We start from the raw sequence: 16,312 nt of genomic DNA, 5'->3' as shown, positions 1-16,312 counted from the left end.
CAACCACAGGTTTACATCAACATGATATTAAAAAACTTTTAGAGATACTTCATACATTTGTAAAACTTGGAAATACAGTAGTTGTCATTGAACATAATCTAGATGTTATTAAAACAGCCGACTACATTGTGGATATGGGTCCTGAAGGTGGTGTAAAGGGTGGTAATATTGTCGCCGAAGGAAAACCTGAGGAAGTATGTAAAGTAAAAGATAGTTATACTGGTCAATTTTTAAAACCTCTTCTAGCTTAATTTAACAACTTAAAAATATTCAAAAATTAGTGTATAGTTATTAAGAATCATGAGTAGTTTATTGTCATCATTATCAAAAACAGTCCACGCATCACTTGCGTTAGCAATAATATTGTTTTTAGGATTATTTTATTTAAACGATGGGATAGCTATTGATACATTGTTCTGGAGTTGGTTGTTTAGATACATACATGTGATTGTTGCAATTATGTGGATTGGATTATTGTGGTATTTCAATTTTGTTCAAATTCCAAACATGGGAAAAATTCCAGATGAACAAAAACCAGCCATTGGCAAAGTAATTGCTCCTGCTGCATTATTTTACTTTAGATGGGCTGCAGCGATAACTGTTCTTTCAGGTTTAATTCTTGCTTATCTTAATGGATATCTTCATGATGCAATGACTTTAAGTATAGGTTCGGGTGTACCTAAGCATACAGCTATAGGTATTGGAATGTGGCTAGGAATTATAATGGCATTTAACGTATGGTTTGTTATTTGGCCAAATCAAAAAAGAGCTTTAGGAATGGTTGAAACTGATCCAGAGACTAAGGCAAAGTCAGCTAAAACTGCAATGCTCTTCTCAAGAACAAATACCCTATTATCATTACCAATGTTGCTAACAATGGTAATAGCTCAAAACTTATATTAAATTATTTTTTCTCATCTTCTCTAAGAACAGTTTTTTGAGAAACTCTTAGTCTAACCAAAACAGTATTAGCTATATAAATTGAGGAATAAGTTCCAAAAACAACACCAAGTATCATTGCTAATGAAAACCCTTTTAATATTTCACCACCAAAAAAATAAATTGCTAACAATGCAAGTAAAGTAGTTGCAGATGTTATTATTGTTCTTGATAATGTTTCATTAATTGAAATATTTGTTAATTCAAAAATTTTTATATCTGAATATTTTCTTAAATTTTCTCTGACACGATCGAAAATGACCACTGTATCATTCATAGAGTATCCTACGATTGTTAATACAGCTGCTATAATTGACAAGTTTATTTCTAAGCTAAATAAAGAAAAAACTCCAAGAGTTACAATTACATCATGAAACAAAGCTAAAATTGCACCTAAACTAAACTGCCATTCAAATCTAATCCAAATGTAAATCAGCATTAATGCTAACGATAAAGATATTGCTATTACTCCAGATTTTAATAATTCAGCACTTACCTTTGGCCCAACATTCTCTACTCTTCTTAAATCATAGTTATTTCCAAAAGATTTATCTAAATTGATCTTAATTTCTTCAATAATATTCTTTTTATTATCTTTGTTTTCAAATTTAACTAAAAAATCTGTATCATTTCCAAATTTCTTCACTGATACATCTCCTAAATCCATTTGATTAAATCTATCTCTTAATGAACTTACATTTATTTTAGAATCTGAAGCTCTTAATTCAATTAAAGTACCACCTTTAAAATCTATACCAAAGTTAAGTCCTTTAAAAATTAACAACAATAATGAAACAACAATTAAAATTGATGAGAGTAAATTAAAGTGATTATAATATTTGTTAAAAGCAATCATTAAATTAATTTTTCCTTATTTTTGTTTCTTGATACATAAATACTCGTGAACAATCTTGCAATAAAGTAGACGGAAAATAGTGTTGTAAATATTCCAACTCCTAAAGTTACAGCAAAACCTTTCACTGGACCTGAGCCCATAAAAAACAAAATAATTGCTGCTAATAATGTCGTAATATTAGCATCTAAAATTGCTGTTCTTGATTTGGTATACCCACCATCAAAAGCCAAAATATTGTTAGTCTCGTCTTTTAATTCTTCCTTAATTCTCTCAAAAATTAAAACATTTGCATCAACTGCCATACCTACAGTTAAAATGATCCCAGCAATACCAGGTAATGTCAAAGTAGCCTCAAATAAAGTTAAAACACCTAAAAGTATAAACAAGTTAACTATTAATGTTACATTGGTTATTAATCCAAAAATTTTATATTTTACGAATATAAAAATTATCACCAACATAAAACCTATTGCTAAGGCAATCATTCCTGCATTAATTGAATCTTGTCCAAGATCAGGTCCAACCGTTCTTTCTTCAATAATTTCTAATGGAGCTGGTAATGCTCCTGATCTTAATAATAAAGCTAGATCAGTTGCTGTTTGAAAAGTAAAGCCACCACTTATCTGACCAGAACCACTAGCAATCGTATCTCTAACTACAGGTGCACTAATAATTTTACCATCTAAAACGATTGCTAATTGTTTTCCAATACCAGTTGATGTTGCCTTACCAAACCTCTTTGCACCTACTCTATCTAAAGTAAATGAAACAATTGTTTGGTTAGCTTGAGTATCCATTTTTGGTTGTGCATCGAGTAAATTTTCACCACTTATTATAATTCTTTTACTAACTGTGGCTTCTTCTAGGCCATTTTCAAATTTTAACTTTTCAACTCCGAAACGATCATTTTCATCATTTGTTACAAAGCGAAAAGTAAGGTTTGCAGTTTTACCAAGTAATGATTTTATTCTCATTGGATCATCTAATCCAGGAAGCTCTACTAAAATTCTGTTATTTCCTCTTTTAAGTATGTTGGGTTCATTAGTTCCAACCTCATCTACCCTTCTTCTTACTATTTCTATAGCTTGATCTTGAGAAGAAGTTTTAAGTTTAATTAAACCCTGTCTTGAAAAATTAACTTTTAAATTTAACCCTGTATCTTCAATTTCTAACTGATGTGATTTAAATCTTGGGTAATAAGGGTTAAGGTCACTATTTTCGTCCTGAAAAACATCTAAGACAGATTGCTTATCATTATTTGTTACATTAAAAAAAATATTCTGATTATCTATTTTAATATTGTTGATTTTAATGTTTTTTTCTTTGAAGTAATTTCTAATTGTTGTTGTTAAGTTTTGTAATTTTTGTTCAATTACAGGTTCATTATCAATTTCAAGTAATAGATATGATCCACCCTGAAGGTCCAATCCTAAATTAATTTTTTTATCAAAAAAATCATCATCAAATTTAAAAAGATTTGATGAAGCAATTAAAATAAATAAAACTGAAAAAAGAGTTATAAATAAAATTCTTAACTTAGAAAAATAAAGCACTTAACTAAAAATAATTATTTTTTAACTTCTTGTGTATTTGTATTAACAAGACTTTGAATACCAGTTGATTTAACTATCTCAACCTTTACGTTTTCAGCAATTTCAACTTCAACTTTATCGTTGTCTATAAGTCTCTCCACTGTACCTGTAATTCCACCAGAAGTAACAACCTTGTCACCTCTCTTAAGACTTTCAACCATTGCTTTGTGCTCTTTAACTTTTTTTTGCTGTGGTCTGATTAAGAAAAAATAAAAAATAACAAATATTAAAATTAACGGTATAAATTGTCCTATTCCTGAGCCTTCCATAAATCTCCTTATAAATTATGTGAATACTTATACTATCTATGTAATTAAAACAACTTTATTTAGCTGAAATCAATTCCAAATTATTCATATACGGTCGCAGTACTTTAGGAACAATAATCGAACTATCTTTTTGTTGATAGTTTTCTAGTACAGCAATTAAAGTTCGACCCACAGCTAAACCACTTCCATTTAATGTTCCAACAAAAACAGTTTCCTTGCTTTTATTTTTGTATCTTGATTTCATTCTTTGTGCCTGAAATGTTGAACAAGAAGAGCATGATGATATTTCACGGTACTTGTTTTCTGATGGTAACCATACTTCAATATCATAGGTTTTTTCAGCACTGAAACCCATATCGCCCGAGCATAAAATTACTTTTCTATATGGCAGCTCTAGCTTATCCAGAATATCTGTTGCACAATTTGTCATTCGTTCTAATTCTTCTAGGCAATTTTCTTTTTCTACAATACTAACCATCTCAACTTTATAAAATTGGTGTTGTCTAATCATTCCTTTGGTATCTTTTCCATAACTGCCAGCTTCTTTTCTAAAACAAGGTGTTGAGGCAACAAATCTCATGGGTAAATCTTTTTGGTCAACAATTTTGTCTTTAACAATGTTTGTTAAAATTACTTCAGCAGTTGGAATTAAAAATTTTCTATCAGATCCTTCATCAAATTTTATTTCAAATTGATCATTTTCGAATTTTGGTAATTGGCCAGTTCCATACATTGTATTGTCAGAAGCTATCAATGGAGGTGAAATCTCTTGATAGCCATTTTGAACAATATGGGTGTCTAACATAAAGTTAGATAATGCACGTTCCAATAATGCTAAATCTTTTTTTACAAATACAAATCTTGAACCAGTTGTTTTGGTTGCAAGGTCAAAATCAAGCATACCTAATTTTTCTCCAAGTTCGTAGTGTGATTTTGGTTTAAAATAAAACTCAGGAACTTTACCTGCTTTTAAAACTTCCACATTGTCATTTTCATCTTTTCCATTTGGAACATCCTGATGAGGTATATTTGGTATACTTGATAAAATGTTATCTAATTCAGTTTTAGTATTTTTTTGTTGCTCAGCAATCTTTTCTAATTCAATAGAGATTTCTTTGGATTTTTTGAATAAACTTTCATCTTTAGATTTTGAAATATCTTTTTTTTCTTTTTCTAAATTTTCTTTCTTTTGAATTAAATCTCTATTTAACTCATCAAGCTTTTTTAAATTATTAAAATCAATTTTAACTGAACGTTTTTCGAGATCTTTTTCAAATTTTGAAAAATCCTTTCTAATTTCTTTTAAATTATGCATCAGTTTTTTCTAAATTTTTGTTTTCTATAAATTTTACTGAAAATATTGATAATTCATATAAAATTAATAAAGGAATAGCTAAACCTATTTGAGTAATTGGATCTGGTGGTGTAAGTAATGCAGCAGCAGCAAATATAATTACTACTACATACTTTCTTCTTTCTTTTAAAAATTGACTGTCAACAACTCCTATTCTTGCTAATAAACTTAAGACTATAGGTAGTTGGAAACTTATTCCAAATGCGAAAATTAACTTCATAACAAGTGACAAGTATTCATTTACTTTGGCTTCTAATTGTATTGGTAAACTTGTAGACATCCCTGTGCTTTCAAATGATAAAAAGAATTTAATAGCTAGAGGCATTATCAAATAGTAAACAAGCATACCTCCCAAAAAGAAAAGGATTGGTGTTAAGATAAGGTATGGAAGTATAGCAACTTTTTCATGTTTATATAAACCTGGAGCAATAAATTTCCATATTTGCATTAGAATAAATGGACAGGTCACGAAAAAAGCTGTGAAAAAAGATACCTTGATATACGTTAAAAAAGTTTCCTGTAAGGCGGTAAAGATAAGCCTTCTATCAGATCCATCATCTTTTACCGCTTGAGCAAAAGGATCAACTAAAAAACCGTAGATATGTTCTGCAAAAATATAACAAATAACAAAAAAGATTATTAGAAATACAAAACTATGTATTAATCTTTTTCTTAGTTCTGTTAGATGGCTAACAAATCCACCTTCATTTTCTTCATTGCTCATCTTTTTTAGTTTCTTTTTTTATTTCATTATCAATTTTTTCTTCATCAATTTCTAAATTAGAAACCTCATTTTGAATGTTGCTAACATATCTTTTTGCAGTCCCTATCCAAGAACCTGCTTTCTTTAACATGATTGGAAAATCTTTTGGACCAAGAACAACAATTGCAATACCAACTACAATTAATATCTCAAACCAACCAATAGTAGGCATGTGATTTAATCTTTGTTTTCTGAGTCTTTATTTTCGTCGGATATATTTTTTGGCTCTGTATCGTCAGTAACATCTGACGCCATTCCTTTTTTGAAACTTTTAATTCCCTTAGCTACGTCACCCATCAGACTGGAGATTTTACCTCGTCCAAATAATAAGACTACTAATATAACTACGATTGCTATTTGCCAAATTCCTATGCTCATGAAAAACTTATAACCTTTTTATGGTTAATTTAAAAGTTACTTTTTTGTTAATCTTTCTCTTCTGTATCAAGAGTGCTGTTTAACATCTCATCAATATTAGAATAAATATCTTCTTTTTTTTCTTCTTGTTTTTCTTTATAGAATTTACCAGTACCAAAAATCGCATTATCAACACTAGAACTGTCAATTAATCCAGCAGCACCTAATTCATCAATTGTTGGTAAATCAGATAATTTTTGAAGATTGAAATGACTTAAAAATTCATCAGTTGTAACATACTGAATTGGTCTACCTGGTACATCTTTTCGACCTCCTGGTTTTACCCAGTTAAGTTCCATCAATATTTCAAGAGTATTCGTTCCGAATGCAACACCTCTTATCTCCTCAATCTCAGCTCTAGTAACAGGTTGGTGATAAACGATTATAGCCAAAGTCTCCACAGCAGCTCTAGAAAGTTTCTTTTCTACCGTCTTCTCTTGTGACATGATATTAGATAAATTAGGTGAAGTTCTAAACGACCACTTATCTTTAATACAAACTAAATTAATACCACGTTGAGAGTATTCTTGTTGTAACTTCTCTAATGATTTTGCAACACTGCCCTTTTTAGTAATTTTACTTTCAATTGTATCAATATCTAATGGTTCTGCAGCAGCAAAAATAACTGCTTCAATTTCTTTTTCTAAATCAGTTAACTTAGATGGAAATTTAACAATATTATCTTTTTTAATCTTTTCTTTTTTAATCATTATTTTCCTTCACATAAATATCATCAAATAATTTATCTTGTTTCATGGTTAAATTTCCTTCTTTAACTAATTCTAACGATCCAGCAAATATACCTGCTTTACCCGTACTTTTATATTTTGAATTACTTTTAAAATTTTGAGGAATCAAATCGTCTAATTTCTTCCAATCAATTAATTTACCGAAAAATTCTCTTATTGTTTTAATTCCATCTTCTGTAGTAAATACAGGTAATTTAGGAATATTCATTTTTTGAAAGTCCTTGGTCATAATAATTGTTGAATATGACTTAAGAAGCTCAAATAAACTTAAATTATATTCTGTGCTATAAATAGATCGTATATTTCCTTTCATTCCTCTTGATCGAATTTCTCTTCCTAATCTTTTTCTTTTCAACATTTGTTCAGAAAGCAATCTTATCAATTCTAATTTTTTAAGTTGTAATTTTAATTTTTCAGCAACTTCTTGAACTTTAAATTCTTCTTCTGGTGTTCCTGGAAGTAATAATTTAGATTTTAAATAAGCTAACCAAGTTGCCATTAATAAATATTCTGACGCAATTTCTAAATTTAAATCTTTTTCTTTTGTAATATAATCGTGAAACTGATCTGCTAACTTTGTAATTGATATCTCTTCAAGATCTACCTTTTGAGCTTTGGCTAAATCTAAAAGGACATCTAGAGGGCCATTATAATTATTAATATCAACATTAAATAATGCAGAATCAGAAATAGTCATGCTCAGATATTAACTTAAAATTTTATAAAATAACGATGTTTTTTTTATTATAAAATTACTAACCTTTGGTGAATTATCGCCAACCACCTTCATTTCAGACAATTTGCCATTACAATGAAGTGCAAGATTACAACCTGCACTAAATGTTTTTATAGTATTAGTTTTTAAATCATCTTTTAAACTTTTCATTGATAAATCATCTGAAATTAAAATGTTTTTAAAGCCAATTTTTTTTCTAATTAAATTTATAATTTTTTTAGAGTGTGTAGCTGTATTTAACTTATCTATATTTCGATATATTACATGTGCTGTCATTGCAAAATAGCTTTGTTTTTTCTTGAATGGAAAAAAATCATTTTTATTCAAATAATTTAAGTTTTTAGTAACTATAGGAGTAAATTTATGACTATCTACCTTAGCTAATCCATGCCCTGGTATATGCTTCATCACAGTTCCAATAGAATTTTCGTGAAAATAATTAATACAAATATCTCCAATTTTAGAGACATTTTTTTTATTTTTTGAAAAAGACCTATCACCAATAATGTTGCTAGCTCCTTTAACACGAAGGTCTAAAACAGGAACGGTATTTATATTAACACCGATTGATTTAAGTAAATACGAAGTCTTATCGATAAATAATTTATAAATAATATTAAATTTTTTCTTATCTTTTGTGAATAAATTGCCAAAATATTCAGAGGTTAAATTATCAAATGAGATAATTTTACTTAATCGATTTACTCGGCCACCTTCTTGATCAATTAGTATTGGGTATTTTTTATCTTTAAATATCTTTTTTATTTTATCAGTTAATTTTTTAGTTTGTTCAATTGAACTTATGTTTCTTGAAAATAAAATAACTCCCCATGGTTTATATTTATTTAAAAAAGTAATCTCTTTGTTTGATAATTTTGATGATTTTAAACCAACAATAAAAGCTCTTCTATTCTTAATCATTCTCTAAAAGTTTCCAAAAATTAAACTTTTTTTTCTTTTTTTTGTTTGTTTGCTTAACGTATTCTATTACATTTTGTGTGTCGTTTTCCAAAACAGGTAGATTTTTTGAATATAATTTAATTTTTTCATCATTATTTTTATAAGATCTGTATGATTTTTTCTTATTTTCATCTGAAAAATAATATCTACCAGTCAAAAAAATAAATGAAGCAATTACAATAATAAAGATTAAATACTTAATTTCTTTTAGCATTACATTTTATCTGGTGTATCTACACCAACTATATCCATTCCTGATTTTACAACGTTAGATATTACTTTTAAAAAAATTAATTTATCTGGTGAAACTGTTTTTTGATCATTAATAAATCTTTTTTCTGGGTTTTGTTTACCAAGATTCCAATAAGAATGAAATTCTGAGGCAAGATCATATAAATAAACAGGTATTCTATGTGGTTCTAATTTTGAACTAGCTGCATCAATGCATTTAGGCCATTCTGAAATCTTTTTTAAAATTTTGATCTCATCATTTGAGTATTCAAAACTAAAATCATTCAATTCAATTTTTGAATTTAAATCTTTATCAATATGTCTAAAGACAGATGAAATTCTGGCATAACAATATTGAACATAATATAACGGATTATCTTTTGATTTTTCTTTAACAGCATCAAAATCAAAATCTAATTCTACATCACTACTCCTGTTAAGCATAATAAACCTAGTTGCATCTTTTCCAACTTCTTTAATTAAATCATCAACCGTAATGTAGTCACCTTTTCTTTTAGACATCTTAAATGGTTTGTTATCTTTAATTAATTTTACAAGCTGACTAATTTTACAGATTAATTTATCTTTTTTTCCTGACAAAGCTTCAACTGAAGATGAAATTCTTTTGATATATCCAGCATGGTCTGCGCCAAGAATATTTATTAAATAATCAAATTTACGATCTACTTTATTTTTATGATAAGCAACATCGCTTGCAAAATAAGTCCATGCTCCATCTGATTTTTGCAATGCTCTATCTTTATCGTCACCAAAATCAGTAGATTTAAAAAGTAACTGTTCTCGCTCCACCCAGTTTTTATCATCTTCACCAGCTGGAGCTTTAATTTTTCCTTTGTATACAAATTTATTCTTTTCTAAAAATTTTATTACACTCTCTACTTCGTTATTTAAAACAATGCTTTTTTCACTAACAAAATTATCATGGTTAATACCTAAACTCTTAAGGTTCTTTTTAATTAAAAGTAGCGCCTGTTCTATTGATAAAGCTGTTAACTTTTCACTTATTTGATCATATTCATCAAAATTTAAATCTGAATTTTCTGAAACTATATTTTTTGCAAAATCGATAAGGTAATCACCTGGATATAAATCAGGATTATCTTGTGGGAATTTTTCATTAAGTTTTACTTCCCTTATTCTAAAGTACACAGATTTAGTAAAATTTATAATCTGATTACCATAATCATTTACATAATATTCTTTTGTAACCTTATGTTTATTAAATATTAATACATTAGATATAACATCACCTAAGATAGCTCCTCGACAATGACCAACATGTAATGGCCCTGTAGGATTAGCTGACACGAATTCAACCAGATAACTATTTTTTTTCTCTTTCTCATTAATTCCAAATTTTTCAGCATTATCAATAATTTCTTTGATAAAGTTAGACCAAAAAGAAGGTTTAAATTTAATATTTATGAAACCAGGTTTAGCAATAGATATATTGTCTATTTGATCATCGCTATTTTTGATTTCAGATGCAAGTTTTTCTGCTAATTCTATTGGCGAGGTTTTATTTAGTTTGGATAAAACCATTGCAACATTAGTTGAAATATCACAATCAAATTTTGGAGGTGGTATTTCCGCATTAATACCATTGAAAGTTTCTGGAACGATGAGTTGATTTTTTTTACTAAGCTCAACAATAATAGATTTAATTTTATCTAGATATAATTCAAAAATGTTCATTTATTATCGTTATAAAGGTTAATTGCGTATCTGTCTGTCATGCCAGATATAAAATCTGAAATAGCTCTATATTTGTCTTTAGTCAATTGCTCTTTAGTAAGAAATTTTCTAGGATTTAATTTAATTATTTTAAATAATTTCTTAATTATCATTTTACCTCTTTGATTCTTATTAAGCACCGATTTATTGTCATACATTCTATGTCTTAAAAATGATCTAATTTCTTGTTCTGAATTTTCTATTTTACCTGAAAAAGAAACTATTAATTGATTTGATTTTGACACATCTTTTAATGACTTAATTTTAAATTTTTTAATATTTTTTTCTGTATTACTTAGTAAATCTCTAATCATAATATCTATCGAATCTCTGATGATTTGATAAATAGCAATTTTATAATTTTTTTTATTTATTTTGTTTTTATATCTTTGGTAAATATTTTTGAAAAAATTTAATTCTACTAATTCTTCAAGCTTAAATAAATTAGCTTTGATTCCATCCTGAATATCATGATTATTATAAGCAATATCATCTGATATTGCTGATATTTGAGCTTCTAATGATGGATACGTATTAAAGTTAATCTTATTTTTGAAAACTTTTGATCCAATTAGTTTGTCGATCATGCTTAGATCGTCTACTGGTCCGTTATGTTTTAAAAGTCCCTCTAAAGTTTCAAGAGTTAAATTTAATCCAGCAAATTTGAAATATTTATTTTCTAAAAACATTACAATTCTTAGTGTCTGAAGATTATGATCAAAACCACCATAATTTTCCATACATTCATCTAAAGCATCCTCTCCTGCATGACCAAATGGTGTATGACCCAAATCATGAGCAAGACTTAAGGTTTCAGCTAAATCTTCATTTAATTTTAGATATTTTGCAATTGATCTTGCTATTTGAGCAACTTCAATTGAATGAGTAATCCTTGTTCTAAAATGATCCCCTTCAGTGTTAACAAATACTTGGGTTTTATGCTTTAATCTTCTAAATGATGCGCTGTGTATTATCCGATCTCTATCACGTTGAAAAGGAGATCTGTATTTTGAATTAGCTTCTTTATTAAGTCTGCCTTTACTTTTAAATACGCCTAACAAAGTGTCTTTTTTCATCCTTTAATTTAAATAATTAAGTATTATATTAGTAATATCAGTGTTCAGACATGATTAAAGAAATTAAATTTACGGATAAAGCGTTAAAACAAATAGATAATTTGTTATCAAAAAAAGACAAAGGATCATTCTTCAGAATCGCTATCAAAGGTGGAGGATGTTCTGGTTTTCAATATGAATTTACATTTGATAAATCAAAACAAGATGATGATTTAAATTATCAAAATATTTTAATTGATAAAACTTCAGCTGATTTGCTTAAAGGATCTGAGGTTGATTATGTGTCTGAACTTATAGGTGAACAATTCAAAATTTCTAATCCACAAACCAAATCTTCATGTGGTTGTGGAGTTTCTTTTTCACTTTAATGCTCATTTCATCTTGGAATGTAAACTCGGTAAGAGCAAGAATTGAAAATATCAAAAGCTATTTATTAAAATATAAACCTGATATTTTAATGATGCAGGAAATCAAAACTGAAGATGTAAATTTTCCATATGATGATTTTTCATCAATGGACTATGAAAGTCATGTCTTTGGTCAAAAAAGTTACAATGGTGTAGCAATTATATCTAAAAATAAACTAAAAAATGTCAAAACAGATTTAATTAAGGATAAGTTAAAACAATCAAGAATAATTTCAGCTGAATTTGAACATAAGAAAAAAAATATACAATTAATAAATATTTACACCCCTAATGGTAATCCTGTAGATACTGAAAAATATGATTATAAAAAAGATTGGCTTAATCAATTAATAAAGCAATTAAAAACTTTATCTAAAAAAAATTCAAATATTATTTTAGCTGGTGATTTCAATATTATACCTTCAGCAGAAGATGTTTATAATGTTAAAAGTTTCGAAGACGATGCTTTATACAGACTTGAAATAAGAAAAAAATTTAGAGAAATGATTAATCTTGGTTTTAATGATGTCTACAGACATTTTTATGAAGATAAAGAAGGATATACATTTTGGGATTATATGAGAGGCGCATGGCAAAAAAATAATGGCATGAGGATTGATCATTTTTTAGTTTCAAATTCTATAATCGATCAAATTAAAGATATTAATATTAATAAAGATCCACGTGGAAGAGAAAAGCCTTCTGATCACACACCAATTGAGATTAATTTAGCTTAAAGATTTAATTTTATTTACCAATTCTTTGTTAATATTTCTTGGACCAGTATCCATTCTATTCTTATGACGTCTTTCTCCAGGTAATCTTACTTCACCCATTGATTTCATTTTTTCAAAAAATTCGTCAGCATGTTTTTGCCAATTAGTACCTGATGTTTTATCTGGGTTAATAGCTAGTATGAATTCACCGCCACTCGGAGGACCGCCATCATTATTATCTTTAGCTGCTGTCTCAAAACTAAAATTGTCACCAACTAATGCGCCTGCCATTAATTCTACCATCATTGCAATTGCAGATCCTTTGTAACCACCAAAGGGTAATAAAACTCCACCATCGGCAATTTCCCCTGGATCAGTTGTTTCTTTACCATCTTTAGTTAAACCAGTTCCAAGTGGAACTTTGTGCCCTTCTCTTTTAGCAACTTGAACTTCTCCCATCGCCATTGAAGCTGTTGCCATATCATAAACAACTGGTGTTTTACCTGGACGTGGCCAAGCAAACGAAATTGGGTTTGTTCCAAATAATGGTTTTATAGCACCAGCAGGTGCTACAGCAGGCTTGTAAGATGTACAAGCAAATGCAACTAAACCATCTTCTGCTAATTTTTCTGTTTCAGGCCACATAGCAGCCATATGATGTGAATTATTTATTGCTAATACCGCTACACCATTTTCTTTTGCAGCTTTTGCTAATTCGGGTAATCCTTTATTTAACACAACAGGTGCTAGACAATTATTTCCCTCAACTTTAATTACTGATTGAGATATTTTTTTTACTTCGGGTTTCCCTTTACCATTTATCTTTCCACCTTTAAGACCTGTTACATAAGCTGGTAATCTAAATAGACCATGTGATACCGAGCCATCTCGTTCAGCATTTCTGATTAAGTCTGATAGTATTGATGCTGTTTCATCATCACAACCGTTTGCTAAAAGAGTTTTTTTAGCTAATTCAAATATTTCATCTAAAGTTAAGGATACAGTGCTCATTATTTTGATTTACATTTTTTACATAAACCAAAAAATTCTAAATTATATTTGCTATATTTCATTCCTGAATTGTCTGAAAAATTAGATAAATATTTTGAAAGTTTTGAATTACTTATTTCAGATACGTTTTCACAACTTTCACAAATTGAAAATGCAGTTGCTTTTGAAACCTGACAGCTAGAATTCTGACAAGCGATAAAAGCATTTCTACTTTCGATCTTATGAATTTTTCCAATTTCAACTAGCTTATCTAACGCTCTGTACACTTGTAATGGAGCTTTAATTCCTTTTTTTTGAACATTAAATAAAATTGAATAAGCTTTCATAGGCCCACCAGATTTATCAATAAGATCAAAAATAATTTTTTGATTTTTGGAAAGGTTGTGTTCTTTTTGCATTTTTAAATTCTTATCAATTAGTTATTAGTTTTTCAATTTAATCGATTGTTTAATGTTAAGTAAAGATAATATAAATAAAATCAAAGAAGCCATTATAATTGAAGGCCCAGATGATGTATTAAATTCTAAGGACGAAAATAGTCCTAATAATACTGACAACAATCCTCCAATTATTGAAAATAACACCATCTTTTGAGGGCTATCAGAAATATTTCTAGCCATCGCTGCTGGAATAATAAGCATACCTGTAATCAATAATAACCCTACCATTTTAATTGATATTGCTATTACAGCGGCCATAAGAATTGTAAAAATAGCTTTTGCTCTATCAGGGTTTAACCCTTCTGCTTCTGCTAATTCGTAATTAACTGTAGATGCAAACAATGGTTTCCAAATTAATTTTAGAACTAATAAAATTACTGCCCCACCAGTCCAGATGATTAATAAATCATCAGTTGTTACGGCTAATATATCACCAAACAAAAGTCCCATAATATCAAAACGAATAAAGGTTAAAAAACCTATTACTACTAATCCAACCGCTAAAGAAGAGTGAGCTAATAGACCAAGCAAAGCATCACCAGGTAAATTAGTTTTCTTCTGTAATTGAATTAAAATTAAAGCAATTAAAGATGAAATAATAAATACTGAAAGAGCAATGTTTAATTCAAACGAGTAAGCCAAAGTAACACCTAGTAGAGCTGAGTGAGCTAATGTATCACCAAAGTAAGATAATCTTCTCCACACAACAAAACAACCAAGAGGCCCAGTTACTAGGGCTATACCTAGACCTGCAATTAGTGCTCTAATAAAAAAATCATCAAACATATTAGTTTTTCTTTATTTCACCTTTGTCTGAATGAACATGATCATGTTTATGTTCATATACAGAAAGAATTTGAGATGCTTGTTCACCAAATAAGGATTTATATTCATTGTTTTTAGCAACATCCATTGGTGATCCAGAGCAACATACGTGGCCATTTAAACAAACCACATGATCAGTTGCAGTCATTACTGTATGCAAATCATGTGAAATCAATAGAATACCACAATGTAAACTGTCTGAAATTCTTTTTATTAATTCATACAGGGCAATCTCACCAGTGTAATCAACTCCTTGAACAGGTTCATCAAGAACTAATAATTCAGGTTTTTTTGAAATAGCTCTTGCGATTAAAACTCTTTGAAATTCACCGCCTGATAAATTTCCTAAATTTTTATTTTTAAGATGGATAACACCTGTTAATGTAAGTGCCTCATCAATTGCCTCTTTTTTAATATTTTCTGTTAGAAGCATAAAATCATAAACTCTTAACGGTAAAGTCCAATCAATAGATATTTTTTGAGGAACATATCCAACTTTATTTGTGTATTTCTCAACACTTCCTTCTATGTTTTTGTAAATTCCCAATGCAATTTTTGCGGTAGTACTTTTTCCAGAGCCATTAGGTCCAATAAGGGTAACGATTTTTCCCTTTTCAACAGTTAATGAAACACCTTCCACTAGCCATTTATTATTTTGTTTAAAACCAGCATTATTTAATTTTACTAATGTACTATTTTCTGAGCTCATATATTGCTTGACTTATAAATGTTATATTATTACATAATGTTATATTATAACAACCAATAAAATTATTTACTTATGAAAAATCTAAAAAAAATACCTTTTATCCTTTCAATATTGTCTTTATTGACATTCTTTACACCAACTAACGCTGATATTAAAGTAGTTGCATCTATTAAGCCTATACATTCTCTTGCAAGCTACCTTATGGATGGTGTTGCTAAACCTGATTTAATAGTTGATGGATACGCATCTCCACATGGATTTGCAATGAAGCCATCGCACGCAAAAATGTTACAAAACGCTGACTTAATATTTTGGGTTGGTGAAGATATAGAAAGTTTCTTAGAAAAACCTCTGAGCTCTATAGCTAAAAAAGCTGAAAAAATCGAATTAATGGAAATTAAAGGATTGCAAGTATTAAAATTTAGAGAAAGAAATATTTTTGATGACCATGATGATCATGGACATGACGATCATGATGACCATGGTAAAAAAGAAGATGATCATGAC

General features: G+C 28.7%; 22 protein-coding genes. 5 read left to right on the top strand and 17 right to left on the bottom strand.

What is annotated here, in order from left to right; genetic code table 11:
• On the top strand, window positions 1-251 hold a 251-nt coding region (locus AMO08_RS04855), incomplete at its 5' end, for a hypothetical protein (RefSeq protein WP_143323816.1).
• A gap of 49 nt (window positions 252-300) precedes the next feature.
• Complete coding sequence (locus AMO08_RS04850; RefSeq protein WP_075485759.1) at window positions 301-903, top strand: urate hydroxylase PuuD; 603 nt, start codon at window positions 301-303, stop codon at window positions 901-903.
• A gap of 1 nt (window position 904) precedes the next feature.
• Here AMO08_RS04850 and secF read toward each other — a convergent pair whose 3' ends face one another.
• Genes secF through AMO08_RS04785 form a run of 13 tightly spaced genes read right to left on the bottom strand, consistent with a single transcriptional unit; the run spans window position 905 to window position 11,697 of the window.
• Window positions 905-1,795 carry a protein translocase subunit SecF gene (gene secF / locus AMO08_RS04845; protein WP_075485757.1) on the bottom strand — a complete coding sequence of 297 codons (891 nt, stop codon included), beginning with the start codon at window positions 1,793-1,795 and terminating at the stop codon, window positions 905-907.
• Window positions 1,795-3,348 (bottom strand): protein translocase subunit SecD, encoded by a 1,554-nt coding sequence (gene secD / locus AMO08_RS04840; RefSeq protein ID WP_075485755.1) that lies wholly within the window; start codon window positions 3,346-3,348, stop codon window positions 1,795-1,797. The genes secF and secD overlap by 1 nt, the downstream gene beginning before the upstream one ends.
• 14 nt (window positions 3,349-3,362) lie before the next feature.
• Window positions 3,363-3,656 (bottom strand): preprotein translocase subunit YajC, encoded by a 294-nt coding sequence (yajC, locus tag AMO08_RS04835; protein WP_023853826.1) that lies wholly within the window; start codon window positions 3,654-3,656, stop codon window positions 3,363-3,365.
• Window positions 3,657-3,711: 55 nt separating this feature from the next.
• Window positions 3,712-4,971, bottom strand: a complete 1,260-nt coding sequence (gene serS / locus AMO08_RS04830) for a serine--tRNA ligase (protein WP_075485753.1) — start codon at window positions 4,969-4,971, stop codon at window positions 3,712-3,714.
• Window positions 4,964-5,734, bottom strand: coding sequence for a twin-arginine translocase subunit TatC (gene tatC, locus AMO08_RS04825; RefSeq protein WP_075485751.1), 771 nt, complete (start codon window positions 5,732-5,734; stop codon window positions 4,964-4,966). Before tatC ends, serS begins: the two co-directional genes overlap by 8 nt.
• Window positions 5,724-5,945, bottom strand: coding sequence for a Sec-independent protein translocase protein TatB (gene tatB / locus AMO08_RS04820; protein WP_023853829.1), 222 nt, complete (start codon window positions 5,943-5,945; stop codon window positions 5,724-5,726). Before tatB ends, tatC begins: the two co-directional genes overlap by 11 nt.
• A 5-nt stretch (window positions 5,946-5,950) precedes the next feature.
• Window positions 5,951-6,151, bottom strand: coding sequence for a twin-arginine translocase TatA/TatE family subunit (tatA, locus tag AMO08_RS04815; protein WP_023853830.1), 201 nt, complete (start codon window positions 6,149-6,151; stop codon window positions 5,951-5,953).
• Between the two features lie 47 nt (window positions 6,152-6,198).
• A complete protein-coding gene (gene scpB / locus AMO08_RS04810; RefSeq protein ID WP_075485749.1) occupies window positions 6,199-6,900 on the bottom strand; it encodes an SMC-Scp complex subunit ScpB in 702 nt (233 codons plus the stop codon).
• Entirely contained in the window at window positions 6,893-7,636 is a 744-nt protein-coding gene (locus AMO08_RS04805; protein ID WP_075485747.1) for a segregation and condensation protein A, read from the bottom strand. Before AMO08_RS04805 ends, scpB begins: the two co-directional genes overlap by 8 nt.
• A gap of 9 nt (window positions 7,637-7,645) precedes the next feature.
• Window positions 7,646-8,596: a glycoside hydrolase family 3 N-terminal domain-containing protein gene (locus AMO08_RS04800; protein WP_075485745.1), complete on the bottom strand. Its 951-nt coding sequence runs from the start codon at window positions 8,594-8,596 to the stop codon at window positions 7,646-7,648.
• Window positions 8,589-8,849: a hypothetical protein gene (locus AMO08_RS04795; RefSeq protein WP_075485743.1), complete on the bottom strand. Its 261-nt coding sequence runs from the start codon at window positions 8,847-8,849 to the stop codon at window positions 8,589-8,591. The genes AMO08_RS04800 and AMO08_RS04795 overlap by 8 nt, the downstream gene beginning before the upstream one ends.
• Complete coding sequence (gene argS / locus AMO08_RS04790; protein WP_075485741.1) at window positions 8,849-10,582, bottom strand: arginine--tRNA ligase; 1,734 nt, start codon at window positions 10,580-10,582, stop codon at window positions 8,849-8,851. Before argS ends, AMO08_RS04795 begins: the two co-directional genes overlap by 1 nt.
• Window positions 10,579-11,697 (bottom strand): deoxyguanosinetriphosphate triphosphohydrolase, encoded by a 1,119-nt coding sequence (locus AMO08_RS04785; protein WP_075485739.1) that lies wholly within the window; start codon window positions 11,695-11,697, stop codon window positions 10,579-10,581. The genes argS and AMO08_RS04785 overlap by 4 nt, the downstream gene beginning before the upstream one ends.
• Before the next feature lie 50 nt (window positions 11,698-11,747).
• Between AMO08_RS04785 and AMO08_RS04780 the strand changes: the two genes are divergently transcribed.
• Both AMO08_RS04780 and xth read left to right on the top strand, forming a co-directional pair.
• Window positions 11,748-12,065, top strand: a complete 318-nt coding sequence (locus AMO08_RS04780; RefSeq protein ID WP_023853837.1) for a HesB/IscA family protein — start codon at window positions 11,748-11,750, stop codon at window positions 12,063-12,065.
• Entirely contained in the window at window positions 12,065-12,841 is a 777-nt protein-coding gene (gene xth, locus AMO08_RS04775; protein WP_072090566.1) for an exodeoxyribonuclease III, read from the top strand. The genes AMO08_RS04780 and xth overlap by 1 nt, the downstream gene beginning before the upstream one ends.
• On the opposite strand, the gene AMO08_RS04770 is transcribed toward xth, so the two are convergent.
• Genes AMO08_RS04770 through AMO08_RS04755 form a run of 4 tightly spaced genes read right to left on the bottom strand, consistent with a single transcriptional unit; the run spans window position 12,833 to window position 15,805 of the window.
• Window positions 12,833-13,831: an Ldh family oxidoreductase gene (locus AMO08_RS04770; protein WP_075485724.1), complete on the bottom strand. Its 999-nt coding sequence runs from the start codon at window positions 13,829-13,831 to the stop codon at window positions 12,833-12,835. The genes xth and AMO08_RS04770 overlap by 9 nt on opposite strands.
• The gene (locus tag AMO08_RS04765; protein WP_075485722.1) at window positions 13,831-14,229 is read right to left on the bottom strand and encodes a Fur family transcriptional regulator; all 399 of its coding nucleotides are present in this window, start codon (window positions 14,227-14,229) and stop codon (window positions 13,831-13,833) included. The genes AMO08_RS04770 and AMO08_RS04765 overlap by 1 nt, the downstream gene beginning before the upstream one ends.
• 24 nt (window positions 14,230-14,253) lie before the next feature.
• Window positions 14,254-15,057: a metal ABC transporter permease gene (locus tag AMO08_RS04760; RefSeq protein ID WP_075485720.1), complete on the bottom strand. Its 804-nt coding sequence runs from the start codon at window positions 15,055-15,057 to the stop codon at window positions 14,254-14,256.
• Between the two features lies 1 nt (window position 15,058).
• Window positions 15,059-15,805 carry an ATP-binding cassette domain-containing protein gene (locus AMO08_RS04755; RefSeq protein ID WP_075485718.1) on the bottom strand — a complete coding sequence of 249 codons (747 nt, stop codon included), beginning with the start codon at window positions 15,803-15,805 and terminating at the stop codon, window positions 15,059-15,061.
• Between the two features lie 72 nt (window positions 15,806-15,877).
• Between AMO08_RS04755 and AMO08_RS04750 the strand changes: the two genes are divergently transcribed.
• Window positions 15,878-16,312, top strand: a 435-nt coding sequence (locus AMO08_RS04750) for a metal ABC transporter solute-binding protein, Zn/Mn family (RefSeq protein ID WP_179850752.1), incomplete at its 3' end; no start/stop codon positions are given.

Origin of the sequence: Candidatus Pelagibacter communis (assembly GCF_001180205.1) — a bacterium.
GTDB classification, from domain to species: domain Bacteria; phylum Pseudomonadota; class Alphaproteobacteria; order Pelagibacterales; family Pelagibacteraceae; genus Pelagibacter; species Pelagibacter ubique_O.
Note: the sequence above shows the minus strand (reverse complement) of the source record. Positions and strands in the feature narration are given on the sequence as shown.

Coding starts and splice junctions, on each gene's coding strand:
- AMO08_RS04765 (WP_075485722.1), bottom strand. CDS start 14,229: ATGCAAAAAGAACACAACCTTTCCAAAAATCAAAAAATTATTTTTGAT.
- AMO08_RS04785 (WP_075485739.1), bottom strand. CDS start 11,697: ATGAAAAAAGACACTTTGTTAGGCGTATTTAAAAGTAAAGGCAGACTT.
- AMO08_RS04800 (WP_075485745.1), bottom strand. CDS start 8,596: ATGATTAAGAATAGAAGAGCTTTTATTGTTGGTTTAAAATCATCAAAA.
- serS (WP_075485753.1), bottom strand. CDS start 4,971: ATGCATAATTTAAAAGAAATTAGAAAGGATTTTTCAAAATTTGAAAAA.
- tatA (WP_023853830.1), bottom strand. CDS start 6,151: ATGAGCATAGGAATTTGGCAAATAGCAATCGTAGTTATATTAGTAGTC.
- AMO08_RS04850 (WP_075485759.1), top strand. CDS start 301: ATGAGTAGTTTATTGTCATCATTATCAAAAACAGTCCACGCATCACTT.
- yajC (WP_023853826.1), bottom strand. CDS start 3,656: ATGGAAGGCTCAGGAATAGGACAATTTATACCGTTAATTTTAATATTT.
- scpB (WP_075485749.1), bottom strand. CDS start 6,900: ATGATTAAAAAAGAAAAGATTAAAAAAGATAATATTGTTAAATTTCCA.
- argS (WP_075485741.1), bottom strand. CDS start 10,582: ATGAACATTTTTGAATTATATCTAGATAAAATTAAATCTATTATTGTT.
- xth (WP_072090566.1), top strand. CDS start 12,065: ATGCTCATTTCATCTTGGAATGTAAACTCGGTAAGAGCAAGAATTGAA.
- AMO08_RS04780 (WP_023853837.1), top strand. CDS start 11,748: ATGATTAAAGAAATTAAATTTACGGATAAAGCGTTAAAACAAATAGAT.
- AMO08_RS04760 (WP_075485720.1), bottom strand. CDS start 15,057: ATGTTTGATGATTTTTTTATTAGAGCACTAATTGCAGGTCTAGGTATA.
- secF (WP_075485757.1), bottom strand. CDS start 1,795: ATGATTGCTTTTAACAAATATTATAATCACTTTAATTTACTCTCATCA.
- tatC (WP_075485751.1), bottom strand. CDS start 5,734: ATGAGCAATGAAGAAAATGAAGGTGGATTTGTTAGCCATCTAACAGAA.
- tatB (WP_023853829.1), bottom strand. CDS start 5,945: ATGCCTACTATTGGTTGGTTTGAGATATTAATTGTAGTTGGTATTGCA.
- AMO08_RS04755 (WP_075485718.1), bottom strand. CDS start 15,805: ATGAGCTCAGAAAATAGTACATTAGTAAAATTAAATAATGCTGGTTTT.
- AMO08_RS04805 (WP_075485747.1), bottom strand. CDS start 7,636: ATGACTATTTCTGATTCTGCATTATTTAATGTTGATATTAATAATTAT.
- AMO08_RS04795 (WP_075485743.1), bottom strand. CDS start 8,849: ATGCTAAAAGAAATTAAGTATTTAATCTTTATTATTGTAATTGCTTCA.
- AMO08_RS04770 (WP_075485724.1), bottom strand. CDS start 13,831: ATGAGCACTGTATCCTTAACTTTAGATGAAATATTTGAATTAGCTAAA.